At 40.3% G+C, this 15,093-nt stretch carries 21 protein-coding genes and 1 pseudogene; all 22 read left to right on the forward strand.

Annotated elements, in window-relative coordinates; all coding sequences use genetic code 11:
• Positions 1 to 321: 321 nt before the first annotated feature.
• The 22 genes and pseudogenes from lepA (at position 322) to ACHBHN_RS10580 (ending at position 14,978) form a co-directional block, all read left to right on the forward strand.
• Positions 322 to 2,154: a translation elongation factor 4 gene (gene lepA / locus ACHBHN_RS10475; RefSeq protein WP_172060144.1), complete on the forward strand. Its 1,833-nt coding sequence runs from the start codon at positions 322 to 324 to the stop codon at positions 2,152 to 2,154.
• A 49-nt stretch (positions 2,155 to 2,203) separates the two neighbouring features.
• On the forward strand, positions 2,204 to 2,863 hold the full coding sequence (locus ACHBHN_RS10480) for a Maf family protein (RefSeq protein ID WP_394732988.1): 660 nt from the start codon (positions 2,204 to 2,206) through the stop codon (positions 2,861 to 2,863).
• A 21-nt stretch (positions 2,864 to 2,884) separates the two neighbouring features.
• The gene (locus ACHBHN_RS10485) at positions 2,885 to 3,373 is read left to right on the forward strand and encodes a YkgJ family cysteine cluster protein (protein WP_172023371.1); all 489 of its coding nucleotides are present in this window, start codon (positions 2,885 to 2,887) and stop codon (positions 3,371 to 3,373) included.
• 26 nt (positions 3,374 to 3,399) lie between these two features.
• Complete coding sequence (locus ACHBHN_RS10490) at positions 3,400 to 3,669, forward strand: zinc ribbon domain-containing protein (RefSeq protein ID WP_172023369.1); 270 nt, start codon at positions 3,400 to 3,402, stop codon at positions 3,667 to 3,669.
• A 111-nt stretch (positions 3,670 to 3,780) separates the two neighbouring features.
• Positions 3,781 to 4,818 (forward strand): NADH:flavin oxidoreductase/NADH oxidase, encoded by a 1,038-nt coding sequence (locus tag ACHBHN_RS10495; RefSeq protein ID WP_172023367.1) that lies wholly within the window; start codon positions 3,781 to 3,783, stop codon positions 4,816 to 4,818.
• Positions 4,819 to 4,928: 110 nt separating this feature from the next.
• A complete protein-coding gene (locus tag ACHBHN_RS10500; RefSeq protein ID WP_238143453.1) occupies positions 4,929 to 5,267 on the forward strand; it encodes a MerR family transcriptional regulator in 339 nt (112 codons plus the stop codon).
• Positions 5,268 to 5,365: 98 nt separating this feature from the next.
• Positions 5,366 to 6,208, forward strand: coding sequence for an aldo/keto reductase (locus ACHBHN_RS10505; protein WP_394732990.1), 843 nt, complete (start codon positions 5,366 to 5,368; stop codon positions 6,206 to 6,208).
• Positions 6,209 to 6,551: 343 nt separating this feature from the next.
• Positions 6,552 to 6,872 (forward strand): hypothetical protein, encoded by a 321-nt coding sequence (locus ACHBHN_RS10510; RefSeq protein ID WP_394734065.1) that lies wholly within the window; start codon positions 6,552 to 6,554, stop codon positions 6,870 to 6,872.
• A 1-nt stretch (position 6,873) separates the two neighbouring features.
• Positions 6,874 to 7,092 (forward strand): hypothetical protein, encoded by a 219-nt coding sequence (locus ACHBHN_RS10515; RefSeq protein ID WP_394734067.1) that lies wholly within the window; start codon positions 6,874 to 6,876, stop codon positions 7,090 to 7,092.
• A gap of 10 nt (positions 7,093 to 7,102) precedes the next feature.
• On the forward strand, positions 7,103 to 7,486 hold the full coding sequence (locus tag ACHBHN_RS10520; RefSeq protein WP_172094982.1) for a DUF1433 domain-containing protein: 384 nt from the start codon (positions 7,103 to 7,105) through the stop codon (positions 7,484 to 7,486).
• Between the two features lie 200 nt (positions 7,487 to 7,686).
• The gene (locus tag ACHBHN_RS10525; RefSeq protein WP_249339084.1) at positions 7,687 to 8,082 is read left to right on the forward strand and encodes a hypothetical protein; all 396 of its coding nucleotides are present in this window, start codon (positions 7,687 to 7,689) and stop codon (positions 8,080 to 8,082) included.
• Between the two features lie 5 nt (positions 8,083 to 8,087).
• Positions 8,088 to 8,405 carry a hypothetical protein gene (locus ACHBHN_RS10530; RefSeq protein WP_394734070.1) on the forward strand — a complete coding sequence of 106 codons (318 nt, stop codon included), beginning with the start codon at positions 8,088 to 8,090 and terminating at the stop codon, positions 8,403 to 8,405.
• Complete coding sequence (locus ACHBHN_RS10535) at positions 8,365 to 8,757, forward strand: DUF1310 family protein (protein WP_170238477.1); 393 nt, start codon at positions 8,365 to 8,367, stop codon at positions 8,755 to 8,757. The genes ACHBHN_RS10530 and ACHBHN_RS10535 overlap by 41 nt, the downstream gene beginning before the upstream one ends.
• Before the next feature lie 275 nt (positions 8,758 to 9,032).
• Positions 9,033 to 9,428 (forward strand): hypothetical protein, encoded by a 396-nt coding sequence (locus ACHBHN_RS10540; protein ID WP_167785043.1) that lies wholly within the window; start codon positions 9,033 to 9,035, stop codon positions 9,426 to 9,428.
• A gap of 71 nt (positions 9,429 to 9,499) precedes the next feature.
• Positions 9,500 to 9,898 (forward strand): hypothetical protein, encoded by a 399-nt coding sequence (locus tag ACHBHN_RS10545; RefSeq protein ID WP_394734072.1) that lies wholly within the window; start codon positions 9,500 to 9,502, stop codon positions 9,896 to 9,898.
• Positions 9,899 to 9,923: 25 nt separating this feature from the next.
• Positions 9,924 to 10,901 carry a hypothetical protein gene (locus ACHBHN_RS10550; RefSeq protein WP_394734073.1) on the forward strand — a complete coding sequence of 326 codons (978 nt, stop codon included), beginning with the start codon at positions 9,924 to 9,926 and terminating at the stop codon, positions 10,899 to 10,901.
• A gap of 10 nt (positions 10,902 to 10,911) precedes the next feature.
• Positions 10,912 to 11,526 carry a hypothetical protein gene (locus tag ACHBHN_RS10555; protein ID WP_208563163.1) on the forward strand — a complete coding sequence of 205 codons (615 nt, stop codon included), beginning with the start codon at positions 10,912 to 10,914 and terminating at the stop codon, positions 11,524 to 11,526.
• Between the two features lie 15 nt (positions 11,527 to 11,541).
• Positions 11,542 to 11,835, forward strand: a complete 294-nt coding sequence (locus ACHBHN_RS10560; protein ID WP_394734075.1) for a hypothetical protein — start codon at positions 11,542 to 11,544, stop codon at positions 11,833 to 11,835.
• Entirely contained in the window at positions 11,828 to 12,706 is an 879-nt protein-coding gene (locus tag ACHBHN_RS10565) for a hypothetical protein (RefSeq protein ID WP_394734077.1), read from the forward strand. The genes ACHBHN_RS10560 and ACHBHN_RS10565 overlap by 8 nt, the downstream gene beginning before the upstream one ends.
• Positions 12,707 to 12,719: 13 nt before the next feature.
• A pseudogene (locus ACHBHN_RS10570) lies at positions 12,720 to 13,012 on the forward strand (DUF4176 domain-containing protein).
• A gap of 163 nt (positions 13,013 to 13,175) precedes the next feature.
• Complete coding sequence (locus tag ACHBHN_RS10575) at positions 13,176 to 14,213, forward strand: ADP-ribosylglycohydrolase family protein (protein ID WP_394732999.1); 1,038 nt, start codon at positions 13,176 to 13,178, stop codon at positions 14,211 to 14,213.
• Positions 14,214 to 14,294: 81 nt separating this feature from the next.
• Positions 14,295 to 14,978 (forward strand): YjjG family noncanonical pyrimidine nucleotidase, encoded by a 684-nt coding sequence (locus ACHBHN_RS10580; RefSeq protein WP_170242485.1) that lies wholly within the window; start codon positions 14,295 to 14,297, stop codon positions 14,976 to 14,978.
• The last annotated feature ends 115 nt before the right edge of the window (positions 14,979 to 15,093 follow it).

The following is a 15,093-nucleotide window of genomic DNA, read 5'->3' on the forward strand; positions in this document are numbered from 1 at the left end:
TGGGATTTTTTGTATACACTCAAAAAGGCTACATAATCTCTACAGTGGATTTACCCACTACAGAAATTATAGAGCCTTTATTAAGCATTCGAGTATTCGAGTGCTTTTCTTGTACCCAAAATAGAAAGGAGTAGGGTTATGAACAAGCATAGCACAAAGAAATAATAGCAGAAGTTGAGTAAATGTTCTATTCTTTGCCTGTTTTAGAGCATATCGGAGCTATTCGCCAAAGCTGGTACTTTAGGCTTGAAGACAGTAGCTTTCTTGCCAAAACTATAATGAATTGATATAATGAAGAGTATTACCCTTAAAGGATGAATGATGAATTTAGAAGATTTGAAAAAACGACAGGAGAAGATTCGTAACTTCTCTATCATTGCCCATATTGACCATGGGAAATCAACGCTGGCTGACCGTATTTTGGAAAAAACAGAGACAGTTTCTAGCCGTGAAATGCAGGCCCAGCTCCTAGACAGCATGGATTTGGAGCGTGAGCGTGGCATTACCATCAAGCTCAATGCTGTCCAGCTCAATTACAAGGCCAAGGATGGTGAGACCTATACCTTCCACCTGATTGACACACCGGGGCACGTTGACTTTACCTATGAAGTTTCTCGGTCTTTGGCAGCCTGTGAAGGTGCGATTTTGGTGGTCGATGCTGCTCAAGGTATTGAGGCTCAGACCTTGGCCAACGTTTATCTGGCCCTGGACAATGATTTGGAAATCCTGCCCATTATCAACAAGATTGACTTGCCAGCGGCTGACCCAGAACGTGTCCGTCATGAAATCGAAGATGTAATCGGACTGGACGCCTCAGAGGCTGTCTTGACGTCCGCAAAAGCGGGTATTGGCATCGAGGAAATCCTTGAGCAAATCGTTGAAAAAGTGCCTGCACCAACTGGTGATGTCGAGGCGCCCCTTCAAGCATTGATTTTCGACTCTGTTTACGACCCATACCGCGGTGTTATTTTGCAGGTCCGCATTGTCAATGGTGTGGTAAAACCAGGTGATACCATTCAGATGATGAGTAATGGCAAGACTTTCGATGTGACGGAAGTGGGGATTTTCACACCCAAAGCAATCGGTCGTGATTATTTGGCGACTGGTGACGTTGGTTATATCGCAGCTTCTATCAAGACGGTTGCAGATACCCGTGTCGGTGATACGGTGACCTTGGCTGAAAATCCTGCCAGCGAGCCACTAGCGGGCTACAAGCAGATGAACCCAATGGTCTTTGCCGGTATCTATCCGATTGATTCCAATAAGTATAATGACTTACGTGAAGCTTTAGAAAAACTTCAGCTTAACGATGCCAGCTTGCAGTTTGAACCTGAAACATCGCAGGCCCTCGGCTTTGGTTTCCGTTGTGGATTCTTAGGCCTCTTGCACATGGATGTTATCCAAGAACGGATTGAGCGTGAGTTTAACATTGATCTGATCATGACAGCGCCGTCGGTGGTTTACCATGTCAACATGACAGACGGTGAGTCGATCGATGTGGCCAACCCATCTGAGTTTCCAGATCCGACCAAGATTGCCACTATCGAAGAGCCTTACGTCAAGGCCCAAATCATGGTACCGCAGGAATATGTCGGTGCGGTGATGGAATTGGCCCAGCGCAAGCGTGGCGACTTCGTGACCATGGATTATATTGATGACAATCGTGTCAATGTCATTTACCAAATCCCGCTGGCTGAAATTGTCTTTGATTTCTTTGACAAGCTTAAGTCGTCCACTCGTGGTTATGCCAGCTTTGACTACGAGATTTCTGAATACCGCTCATCTAAACTGGTGAAGATGGATATTCTCCTCAATGGCGACAAGGTCGATGCCCTCAGCTTTATCGTCCACAAGGAATTTGCCTACGAACGTGGGAAAATCATCGTGGACAAGCTTAAGAAAATCATTCCACGTCAACAATTTGAGGTGCCAATCCAAGCCGCTATCGGTCAAAAAATCGTGGCCCGTAGCGACATTAAGGCCCTCCGCAAAAACGTTTTGGCCAAGTGTTACGGTGGTGACGTTTCCCGTAAACGCAAACTCCTAGAAAAACAAAAGGCCGGTAAGAAACGCATGAAAGCCATCGGTTCTGTCGAAGTACCACAAGAGGCCTTCCTCAGCGTCCTCAGCATGGATGAAGATGATAAAAAATAAGTCAGGAAGGGCTGGGCAGATGCCTAGCCCCTTTCCTATAGGTTGAGCAATGAAAACAATTTTCGATTACCAAAGTCAAGGCCAAGCAGGACAAATTGACTCCTATGTCCTGCTCAGCAACTCGCCCCGCAGAAAAGAGCTTTTGCAATTTTTAGCGCCAGAAATCCAGTCGGTAGAAGTTGATGAACGCAGGATTGAAGAACAGTTTATGGCTGAATTCGCTGCGGATGATTTTCTGACCCGGGCCGCCAAGACCTGTTGTGAAATTTCCAAGGCCAAGTCTGACCTGCCTCTGGAGCCGGGTAAGCTCTACATTTCAGCGGACACCATTGTGGTGGCGGACGACCGAATTTTTAATAAACCGCTTGATTTGGCGGAGGCTGAGGCCATGTTGCGCTCTTATTTCGGCAAGACCCATCAGGTTGTGACCTCGGTCTGCCTACGCACTGCGGATTCATTGGATGTCTTTTACACTGTGGCAGAGATTGACTTTGTCGACTATTACCCGGCGCTTGAGGAGCCTATCCAGACCTACATCCATGACAAGCAGCCCCTGGACAAGGCTGGTGCCTACGGTATTCAGGAGCTGGACCCACGCTTTGTGGCCGGGATTTCAGGTGACATTCATACCATCATTGGCCTACCCGTCGCTGAGGTTTCCCGTAGGATTTTTTCTACAAAGGCTTTGGAAAATAGCAGAGCACTTTAGACCATTGAGAAAAGGAAGTTTATGAGCTTAGATATTGAGAAGTACCGGCAGCTGGCCCTGCAAAAACAGGGAGAGCACCGCAAATTTTTGGCTAGCTTGAAGAAAAAGCCACCGAAAAATTTAGATATAATTGTCAAGGAATTGCACGACGAAGTCTTCCAAGAAATTGACTGCACCCAATGTGCCAATTGTTGCAAGGATTTAGGACCAGACTTGACGGAGGCGGATATTACCCGCATGGCCAAGCTCTTTCGGATGAAATTGTCGACCTTTGAGTCCACCTATCTACGGGTGGATGAGGATGGCGACAAGGTCTTCCAGTCCATGCCCTGTCCATTTCTGGGCCCTGACAATCTCTGTGACGTCTATGACGCCCGTCCCAAGGCCTGCGCAGCCTTTCCCCATACCGACCGAAAGCGTTTCTATCAGATTAACCATCTGACCTTGAAAAACACGCTCATTTGCCCAGCAGCCTATCTTTTTGTGGAGCGGTTGAAGGAGAGAGTGTAAGAAAGAATTCATCGAAAGGAAATACTATGGAAAAATTTTGTCAGTCTTGTGCTATGCCTTTGAATTTACATGGCCTAGATGTTCGTGGAAGTGAGAAAGATGGGACGAAATCGTCTATCTATTGCTCTTATTGTTATGTCAACGGTCGTTTTGTAGAGCCAGACATCAGTTTTGAAGAAATGTTAGCTAAGGGCAAAACTGCTATTTCAAATGGTCAAGGAAATGCCTTTATCAAATGGTTAATGAAGGCCAGCTATCCTATGATGCTCAAGAAAACCAAACGCTGGAAAGCTTAGTTGAATCCTCTGACAATAGTCAGAGGATTTTTCTGTCGTGTTCATATTCTGATTTTTATTCTAATTAGTGCTATAATAGTATTTGTTGAGCTCAGGTAAGAGGAGGTAGTTATGTCATTATTATTGTCACCGGTTGAGATTGCTGGTTTGTCGCTCAAAAATCGTGTGGTCATGCCACCTATGTGTATGTACGAAGTCAAGGCTGAAGATGGGTTGCCAACAGCCTTCCATCATGCCCACTATGGCGCGCGTGCTATCGGCGGAGTTGGCCTGATTATCCAAGAAGCGACGGCTGTAGAACCAGATGGTCGGTTATCTAAGTATGACTTGGGTATTTGGACAGATGAACAGGCACAGGCCCTAGCCAAATTAGTATCTGAATTGAAGGCTTTCGGAAGTAAGGTTGGTATCCAGCTCAGTCATGGTGGCCGTAAGGCCAAGGATGCGGAACTGCCCCTTGCTCCGACTGCTCTTGCCTTTAACCAAGATTACAAGGTACCGCAGGAAATGACCCTTGAAGATATTGAGCGTGTTCAGTCTGCTTTTGTGGCGGCTGCGGCGCGTGCAGCTCAGGCTGGCTACGACATGATTGAAATTCACGGGGCGCATGGCTATTTAGTCAATCAATTTCTGGAACCCTTGACCAATCAGCGGACGGATGCCTACGGTGGTAGTCTGGAAAATCGATTCCGTTTCTTGAAAGAAATTATCGAAGGTGTGAAAGCTGTCTTTACTGGTCCAGTTTGGGTGCGCTTGTCAGTGACCGCCTACGATGAGACTGGCCAGCAAAATACACTCCAAGATTACCAACAAATTGCTAAATGGTTGGAAGAACTGGGCGTGGCTTGCCTGGATATCTCAACTGGCGGTGTCATGGATACGCGACCAAATATTCCAATCTATGGTGGTTATCAGGCTGGTTTTTCTGCCAAAATCAAAGAAGTTGTCAGTATTCCAGTTACAGCTGTTGGCTTGCTTAATAGTCCAGAGTTGGGAGAATATATCTTGCAAAATGGCCAGGCTGATTTGATCCAAGTCGGTCGTGGTCTCATTCGTAATGTCAATTGGTTGGCAGAGGCGGCCGAGGTCCTGCACGACCATGATTTTCAAGTCTACAATGCCTCTTACCAACGTGGTCAGGTCAAGTAGGGGCTTTCTGGGAATGATACAGTTGAATTCACAGGCTATTTTTCAAAAAAATAAACCTCAGACTTGACTAAAAGTAGGTTTAAGTCGATACAATAGTGATGGAGGCAGCTATGTCCACGATTAAAGAAATTTCGGAGTTGCTGGGGATTTCAGCGCCGACCATCCGTTTTTATGAGAAAGAGGGAATGGTGGAGATTCCTAGAAATGAGCGGGGTATCCGTCAGTTTGATGAGCGGAGCATTGACCGGCTCAAGGCCATTGTCCACTATCGCCGTGTGGGAATGCCCTTGGAGGATATCCAGGAGATTTTGGCGGAGTTCCACAATCTTGCCCTGTCGTCGGACTTGCTCAAGAAAACGCAGGCCCAGCTGGAGGCTCAGATTGCGGCCTTGCAGGAGACCCATGCCTATCTGGTCAAGAAAATCGAGATCCATCAGCAGTTAGCCTAGCTAGAAGCTCAGGGAATTTCGGCAAATGAGCGGACAGATGCCTACTACGATATACGAAGAAAGGACGCAGAGTCCTAGTGTTTCAAAAAGGAGGAAACATGGAAAACTATACACTTTCAAATGGTGTCAAGATTCCAAAGATTGGTTTTGGTACTTGGCAGATTAAAGAAGGCGATGATGCCTACAAGAGTGTGGCGCACGCCCTCAAGGTTGGCTACACGCATGTCGATACGGCGCAGATTTATGGAAATGAGCGCAGTGTTGGTCGTGCCATCGCAGATAGTGACCTGGCGCGTGAGGATATTTTCCTGACGACAAAGGTCTGGAACGACAAGCACGATTATGAGCTTGCTAAGGCGTCGATTGAGGAATCGCTGGAAAAATTAGGCGTTGACTATCTTGACTTGCTCTTGATTCACTGGCCAAATCCAAAGGCGCTCCGTGAGAATGATGCCTGGAAGGCTGGAAATGCTGGTGCCTGGAAGGCCATGGAGGAAGCCTACAAGGCAGGCAAGGTCCGCGCTATCGGTGTATCCAATTTTATGATCCATCACCTGGAAGCCTTGTTTGAAACAGCTGAAATCAAGCCACAGGTCAACCAAGTTCTCTTGGCACCGGGTTGCACGCAGGAAGAATTAGCAGCCTTCTGCCGTGAGCACGACATTCTTCTTGAAGCCTATAGTCCACTGGGAACAGGCAGCATCTTCAAGAATAAAGTAGTGCAAGAAATTGCTGAAAAGACTGGCAAATCTGTTGCCCAAGTGGCATTACGTTGGAGCCTGCAAAAAGGATTCTTGCCTCTACCAAAATCTGTCACACCAGCCAATATTGAAAGCAATTTGAACATCTTTGACTTTGAATTGTCGGCAGATGATGTCGCGACCTTGGATAGTGTTGAAGGCGTTAGCGTCCAATCTGATCCAGACAATGTGAATTTTTAAGAAACTCAACAGCTGACGAAAGTTGGCTGTTTTTTGTGCAAGCACGGTTTGTACACCAATCCAAGGAGAATGCGCGTGACCGACCTATTTTTGGAAAAGGGGAGAAGTTGATTGGTGCAAATATAGAATGAAAAGCCCATGAAGTCTTTGATTTTGAGGGCTTGTTTGCATTTTGTAGATGAATCAACCAAATTCTTGTTCCTGAAACCAAATCCCGCAACATTATGGTAAAATATAAATACAAATGAGATGAAAAGGACAGAGGTTAAATCAAATGAAAAGAAGCCGATTGCTTATCAGTATTTTAGCAACAATAGCAATTTTAATATTAGGAGGATGTGGAATGACGTCACAGAAAGAAACATTGACAAAAGTGCAACAGGATAATGTGGTTAAAAGGATAGCGAGAGGCTATAATATTCAAAGTATCGAATTCACGGCATTTAGTAAAGATAAGAAAACAGGAACGTATCTACTAAACATAAAGATAAATAATAGTGACAGTCTTGAAACAACAATTCCATTTAGAAATTTAGAACGGTTAAGTAATGATTCGGATGCAATAGGGCTTAATCCTATTGATGATTTTCAGACAATTCAAAAAAGTCAGCTATTAGAGAACGTGGGTATTTCTAGAATAAAGGTAATTTATCTGGAGGAGTGATATGACATTTACAGAAGAACAATATAATTGGCTAGCAGAACAGTCATATTGGGTAGACGAAGGAAAAGATGATGTAAAATATCATCCAGAAGAAGGAGAACAGTATTATTACGATTCAAAAAACAAATCCCTCGGTCAATTCCAAGTCCTCGCTGTAGAAGACAACACCGTCAACGGCATGCAGGCTATGGCTGTAGCGCCAGTGGTTAACTGTGATTAGGAGATATAAAATGAAGAAACGAAGAATTTTTATTAGTTTAGTAGTCGCAATTACCATTTTAATATTAGGAGGGTGTGGTATGACTGAGAGCAATAAAGAAGTGAAGTATAAAGAAGAGCAGGATAGAATGGTGGAGTATTTGGCTCAGAATTATGAGGACATTAAGAAAGTTGAGTTTACAGAAATTGAGCATAATAAAATAACAGGAACATACTCATTTTATGCCACAATAAATAATCAAATTCAAATCGATTTTACACTGAGAGGATTAAATGGCGAAATCTATGTGAATGAGCTTTCTTCTAGAAATCATGGGCATTTTCTTAAAAAGTCAGACACATCTAATGAGAAACCAGATGTAGCTCACATTGAAGTTAAGTACCTGGAGGAATGATAAGATATCAGAAAAAAATTATAATTCACTTGCTGACGAAGTTTATAAAGTTGATTCAGGCAAAGGGTCTACCCCGTACAGAAAAGGTGATACTGTAGCCAATGGTCAATATAGAGTCCTCGCTGTAGAAGACAATACTGTCAACGGCATGCAGGCAATGGCAGTTGCTCCAGTGATTAACTGTGATTAGGAGATATAAAATGAAAAAACGAAGAATTTTTATTAGTTTAGTAGTCGCAATCACAATTTTAATATTAGGAGGATGTGGAATGGCTTCGCAGAAAGAAACATTGACGAAAGAGCAACAAGATAATGTGGTTAAAAGGATATCGAGAAATTACAAAATTAAAAAGGTGGAATTTGTGAATTTAGAAAGGAATAATTCAACTGGTTATTATAGTTTAGTATTTAAGGTGAATGATAAAAAGACGACGAATATAGTTCAGTTTAAGAATGCTGAGGAATTTGACAGTTCAGAAGGAATTATTGCTTTGGATCCTATTGAAGAATTTACTGATATTAAAAAGTCTATAGAATTCGATAGTAGTAAGAGGGTAGACACTAGTGATATTACAATAATCTATTTGAAAGGATAGTTCTTATGATGACAGAACAACAATCTAATTGGTTAGCTACACAAGTCTATAGTGTAGATGGTCAAAAAAATGATGGTCAATATGAAACTATTAGTAAAGGTACATATTATTATGATAAAAACAACCCTGAGATAGGTCAATTCAAAGTCCTCGCTGTAGAAGACAACACCGCCAACGGCATGCAGGCTATGGCTGTAGCGCCAGTGGTAGATTGCAAAGTAGATACCACACAGATCACCATCGCCTATGAGGGGACGAATTTTGGGGAAAGGGAGGTAAGAAATGAAAACATGGCAAAAATGGCTAGCAGGTACTCTAGCTAGTATCACAATTTTGATTGGCTTAGGAGTAATGTATCAGATGAATAAGCAAGCGCAGTTAAAAGAAGAATTGATAAAAATTGTCGAGAGTGATGAGGTAAAACAACTATTTGAAGCGGAATTGAAATCACTTGATTCTAAAGCTCTGACTAATGAGGGAAAAATTAAGACCTACTCAGTAGATTATGATAGCTTTAATAAGAATCCGATGGGTGGATTCTCGGTAAACCTGTACGTAAATGATAATAAAAGTTTGAGGTACACTATAGGGATAGATAAAGATAACCGAACACAAGAACTCTATAGCGACGGAGGTGGAATTTCTACAGAACTTCAAAAATTGCTTGGGAGATAAACAATGACAAATTATACAGATCACCGACAAGGGGATATCCTAGTATTTAGACTCTAAGGGCCTGAATGGAAAAGATTTGGATATTCCTCTATAGTGGTGATTAAAGTATATACTAGTAGTGTCTTTTTGTTTAGCAAGTGGCTATTATAAATGTACAATTCGCGCTGACCGAGAAAAAACGGGATTATCTATACAGATGCTTCTAATAAACGGCTTGGGAATGATAGTGATTTTGTACTCATGGTTTCGTAATTAATGGAGAGGAAAGCAGTAAGATGAAAAAGTATCGATTATTTATCAGTATTTTAGCAACAATAGCAATTTTAATTTTAGGAGGGTGTGGCATGACTTCGCAGAAAGAAACATTGACGAAGGAGCAACAGGATAATGTGGTGCGAGGAATTGTCAAGAATTATAATATAGAAACAATAAAATTTATAAAATTTAGTAAAGACCTAAAAACAGGTAGTTATCACTTGTTATTTACCATAAATAACAACGAAAGATACAAAACAGGAATTACAGTTCGAGAAATTTCAGAGTTTGATGAAAGTCTGGACAATATTGGTCTCAGTCCTATTGAGGATTTTGAACCTCTGGAAAGGGATGTTCCAATCGATAGTACAGAAGATACTATTAAAAAGGTAGATGTGGTATATTTAGGAGAATAGTATAATCGTCTTGGGAATGATAGTGACTTTGTACTCATTGTTTCGTAATAAACGGAGAGGAAAGCAGTAAGATGAAAAAGTATCGATTATTTATCAGTATTTTAGCAACAATAGCAATTTTAATTTTAGGAGGGTGTAGTATCACTTCGCAGAAAGAAACATTGACGAAGGAGCAACAAGATAATGTGGTAAGATGGATTGCTAGGGGCTATGAAGTGCAGGAAGTTGAATTTTTACAACTATCACAAAATACCAGTACACGCATTTATTTGCTATCAATTCGTCTTAACGGAGATAAGTCTTTAGAAACAACAATTCCGACAGATAGTCTTGATGAGTTTAGTAATTTGCATGGAGTAGTTGGGTTGAATCCTAGAAATCACTTTCAAGAGCTGGAGAGATTGAAATGGCTTACCGAAGAAAGTGACGTTGATATATCGGACATTAAAGTGGTGTATTTGGAGTATTAACCATGTCTATTGATCTATATAACAAGTGGTTACTATTGCAGTAGGTCTTGCGGCTATTGTAGCAACAGCAGGCGCTGCGACCCCTTTGGTTGTAGGTGCAGGCATTGTGGCAGGAACAGGCACTGTCGCCTATGGTGCTTCCAATGTGGCAGAAGCAGGACAAGATATTTACCTAGGCTATAAAGGTGATGGGAAAACCTTAGCCATCAACCCCATCCGAGATACCCTCTTCATGGGAAATGATAAACTATACCATCAAGTGGGCGGTCTGTTTACAACCACCAGTGTGGTGATGATCCCCATCGGACAAACACAGAGTGTGACTAAAGGCCTCGCTGAGTTTGCGATAGGTGAAGTAGGCGGTTTTGTCGGAGGGCAAGCAGGCTATCACGGAACCAAACTCCTTGGAGGAAGCGAAGCTGATGCCGAGCGTGCAACTTTTGTAGGCAGTATCTTAGGTGGCTTTGCGGCATCGTCAGCAGCAAGTAAGTTTAGTTTGAATAGGCCAAGTAAGGAAGTACCTAAAGTGGTTTCTCGCTCCGATAATAATTTTTATTCTCAAAGTAATCATAAAGGGGCACCTAAAGCTTATATTGACGCAGATGGTAATCTTGTGCCAGCTAATCCAAATGGTTCTGGTAGTGCTGTAAGTCACGTTAGAGGTGGAAATTCATCTAAATCTCCGTATATTTCTACTACAGACTTAACTGTTTCTAACAGTCCTAAACATTATGGTAATCAAGCTATATCTATAAAAACACGTAAATTACAAATAGATATTGATGCAGAACGAATAAGAGATGTTGAAATTATTACACACGATGAATTAGTGAGTCAATTTACTAACAAGGTTCAGCAAGTCCAGATAAGGTATACGAATAATCCAACTCCTAAAAATTTGAGGGCTCTAAATAGGGCGAATTCAGATTTACAGAATATTATTCGAGATGGTGAAGTATTGATTAAAGGGATAGTTCCTAAAAAATACATAAATTATAAGTAAAAGGATAAATATGAACAAAGAATATATTGATAAATTATTATATGATATACCGGAAGGGGCAGATTATGCTATAGATGCTTCTGAACTAGAACAAGAGGATATCTCATCTACTAGAGTAAGACAATTGGAGGAGTTATTGCAACAAGGAGAGTATGTCTTTGAAATCTCTATGTTATTAACTGCTTGGGGATACGATAGTGGTTTCAATTGCTTAACAGAACTTTTTGATAAAGGTTTACTCAGAGGTTTTATAGTTAATAGATTATATGGATATGATGAAACCTATAAACATATCTTGGATAACTTGATATTATTTTGGATAAATAAGGGCGCAGGAGAGGATAAAGAGATAGAAGTCAAAGTTAATCTATATATAAAAAAAATTATTCAGGATTCATTCCTAGAGATGTATGATTTAGATCCTTTGATTACATTTTTACAACTTTCTAATACACGTCAAGAGCTTATAGAATTGATAAAACAAAATCTCGAAAAAATAACTTTGGAGCAAGAGAATTTCTTATGGAGAATAAAAAGTGATTTGAAGATAATAAACCTTTATGATAAAGATTTTGTAGACAATTTTATAAATAAATATTCTTTAGACCGAGATGATGTCTTATAATTTGTTAAAATAAGTATGGAAAATATTAAATTTTATAAAATCAATGAACCTTTTGGTGAATTTTCAAATTTTTCTCCCTATGGATTTTTTGATGACTCTGGTCTATATTGGCCGACAAGTGAGCACTATTTCCAAGCACAAAAATTTGAGCAAAAGGAGCTTAGGGAAAAAATTAGATTACTTTCTAATCCAAAGGCTGTTGCTTTGGATGATGCCTATGATGCCGTTAGGAATGGACTAGGTAAAGCAGTGAAAGGTACATGGAATTCTGTGACTAGTTGGTTTGGTGGAGGAGCTAAATATGCGTAAAGAGAGGTTACTATCGGCAACCTTTGAGCAATCAAAAAAGGTTGTTAGTAAGAAGATACTAACAGAAGAAGGTGCACAGGTTGGCGTATTATCTTCTATGAAGCTATCTCAAAGGTTTTCTGGGCTAGTCATTTTATTACTTTTTATTATGTCATATGGAGTAGGAGTATATCTACCAGAAAGTCTCTTAACCTCAACAGAGAAAATTAGATACATATCAACCTCTACTGCCCAATCAATTGTCACTATTGGAACAATCTTTAGAATCCCGCTATTGGCACTGATGTATTGCTCAATAGTAATGGTTATCATAAATGTTATTCCAAAAAAAAATTATGCACATCAATTGCTTTATGGAACCATTACTCTTCTTGTTTTTTTAATCACAGTATTTTTGATGCTGTTTCCCTTTACAATCGGTCTCACAGTAGGTGCCTTTGGATGGATTGGTTTTTTACTTCAACTGTTAGTATGTGTATATCTGTGGAAGACTCTAGTAATCTCAAATGTAGAACAGCTTAAAAAACAACTTTATAAGGGGGAACCAGCTAATAAAGACTGGGGAGAGAGCCTAATGGCATTTATCAAGAAGTATGGAGGTGTTCTATTACTTCTAGCTATTGTCAATCGTTGGACCTTCAATTTTGGGGAAGCGATCAAAACGCGACCAGACATTTTCAGTTTCTTGTATGGTTGGGCTTTCTTATTAGTTGCGGCTCTCATGATTTTTACTACGGGCATGACCCTGAAAAATTTTGTAGCTGCATTTTACTTTTTCAAGTACCAAAAAGAATATCGCCAGTTCTTTAAAGTCTCCAATGAGCAATGGTATGGTAAATGGCGTGCAAAAAAGATGAATAAAAATAAATAATAGGAGTAAAATAATGACTAAAGAATTATTACCATTAGGAAGTGTGATTTACTTAGAGGAAGCAACAACAAAGTTGATGATTGTAGGAAGAGGTCCTATTTTTGAATCAGATGGGGAGAATGTGTATAGTGATTATGTAGGAGTAATTTATCCAGAAGGGATCAATCCAGAAGATGCCATTTTTTCAATCACGAAAATATTGAAAAGGTACTTTTTGAAGGCTACAAAGATGAAGAAGAAGAGCTTTTTATGGAAGTGTATAAAAGTTGGGAATCTGAGTTAGAAGTAAAGAAAGTAAAAATGTAGGCAAAAGTGCTATGGCTAAATATGTTAAATCAAATAAGTCAGCATCCGAGTGAGCTTGAAATACTACTAAATTCAAATTCTAAATTTGTGATTAATGAGGTTATCGAAAAAGGAAACGATATTATGATTAAAATGACATTGCTGAAATAGATAAGGAGAAACAATGAGGTTACATGAAAAATGGATAGAAGACTCTAGACAAATGGGCTTACTTGCTGTGAAAGAACAGCTACAGGCGGTTATCTATGGCTTAGCTATTGGTGATGCTTTAGGTGTTCCAGTTGAGTTCAAAGAAAGAGGGACCTATAATATTACGGATATGATTGGTCATGGAACTTATAACCAACCTTTGGGAACTTGGTCTGATGATACCTCTTTATCCTTGGCATTAATGGAACATCTTTCAGAGTGTTCTGATTTACCAGCATTAATGGATAAATTTGTGGCTTATCGCAATGGCTATTTGACCCCATACGGTGATTGTTTTGATATTGGAATTGGAACTAATCAGGCTATTGAACGCTACTTGTCAGGTGTTTTCCCTGAAGAAGCAGGTGGACAATCTGAAATGGATAACGGAAACGGGGCTCTGATGAGGCTTTCCCCTTTAGCGATTCTATTGCAAGAAGAATTTGATTTTCCTAAGAAAGTAAAAATAATTGAAAGATATACAAAAATTACCCATAGACATCCAAGAACTGTAGTTGCATCAATCTTATATATTCAAATACTTATTGGCTTGTTATTGAATAATAATCTAGAAAATACAATAAAAGGAACAAAAAAAATATTTCTAGAATCTTTCGATCAATCTCACCCTTACAGGAAAGAGTTTGAAGAATACTATGCAGACTTATTCAATAAAGAATTTTTAGAATTACCATCTTCTGAAATAGCTTCTACAGGCTATGTTGTAGATACACTAAAAGCTGTAATTTGGTGTGTAGGCACGACAGATAGTTTTAAATCAGCTATTCTAAAAGCGGTAAACCTAGGTGGTGATACTGATACAATCGGAGCGATAACTGGAACACTAGCTGGTGCTCTGTATAAAATTGATAGTATACCAGAAGAATGGATAAATAATATCGCGAATAAACTATTAATTGATAAAAAAATAAGAGACTTTCTACACTATTTTGAAGAATTAGAGTATCAAAAGAAAGGACTCAAAGCACATTTTCGAAATAGGATAAGGTAAATATGGTAAGAAATAACTTCTATGGTATAATAGTTTCATTAACCTTTGATAAAATAATTCGCCTTTGAAAGGAAAAACATCGTGACCTACAAATTTCTACTTTTCGACCTTGACCATACTTTGTTGGATTTTGCGACTGGTGAGGAGATTGCCCTCACTCAGTTTCTGGAATTTATGGAAGTGGAGGACATTCAGGCCTTTAAAGATGTCTATCGTCCGCTCAATCAGGGCATGTGGAAGGACTTGGAAAAGGGTTTGATTACCAAGAAGGAGCTGGTCAATACTCGATTTTCGCGGGCCTTTGCCCATTTCGGACGGCAGGAAGACGGAGCTGAGTTGGCCCTTCGTTACCAAGAATTTATCGGTCGTCAAGGACAGATTTTTGAGGGAGCGGATGATTTGCTTGAGACCTTGACGGAGCGTGGCTACCAGATTTATGGCGCGACCAACGGCATCACCTACATCCAGGAAAATCGTCTCAAACACTCACCCATTGGCAGCTATTTCAAGCAAGTATTTATCTCTGAGCAGATGGGGACCCAGAAGCCGGAGCTTGATTTTTATGAAAAAATAGCAGAGCAGATTACCGGTTTTGACCTGTTCAGAGCGCTCATGATTGGTGACAGCCTGACGGCAGACATCCAAGGCGGTATCAACGCTGGCATGGATACAGTCTGGTACAATCCAGCTGGCCTAGAAAATACAAGCCATCTCAAACCAACCTACACCATCAGCAACTACCAGCAATTAATAGATATCTTATAAGCAGCGAGACCATTGCTTGCTTTTTTCATTTTTTCAAATCGGCAAATTTCAATTCCGAGTTAGCCACCTATAAGAAATTCTCTCGGTGACTTGTAGCCCAAACATTTTTTGGGAT

It is taken from the genome of Streptococcus sp. A22, from assembly GCF_043674215.1.
In the GTDB taxonomy this organism is placed as follows: domain Bacteria; phylum Bacillota; class Bacilli; order Lactobacillales; family Streptococcaceae; genus Streptococcus; species Streptococcus suis_V.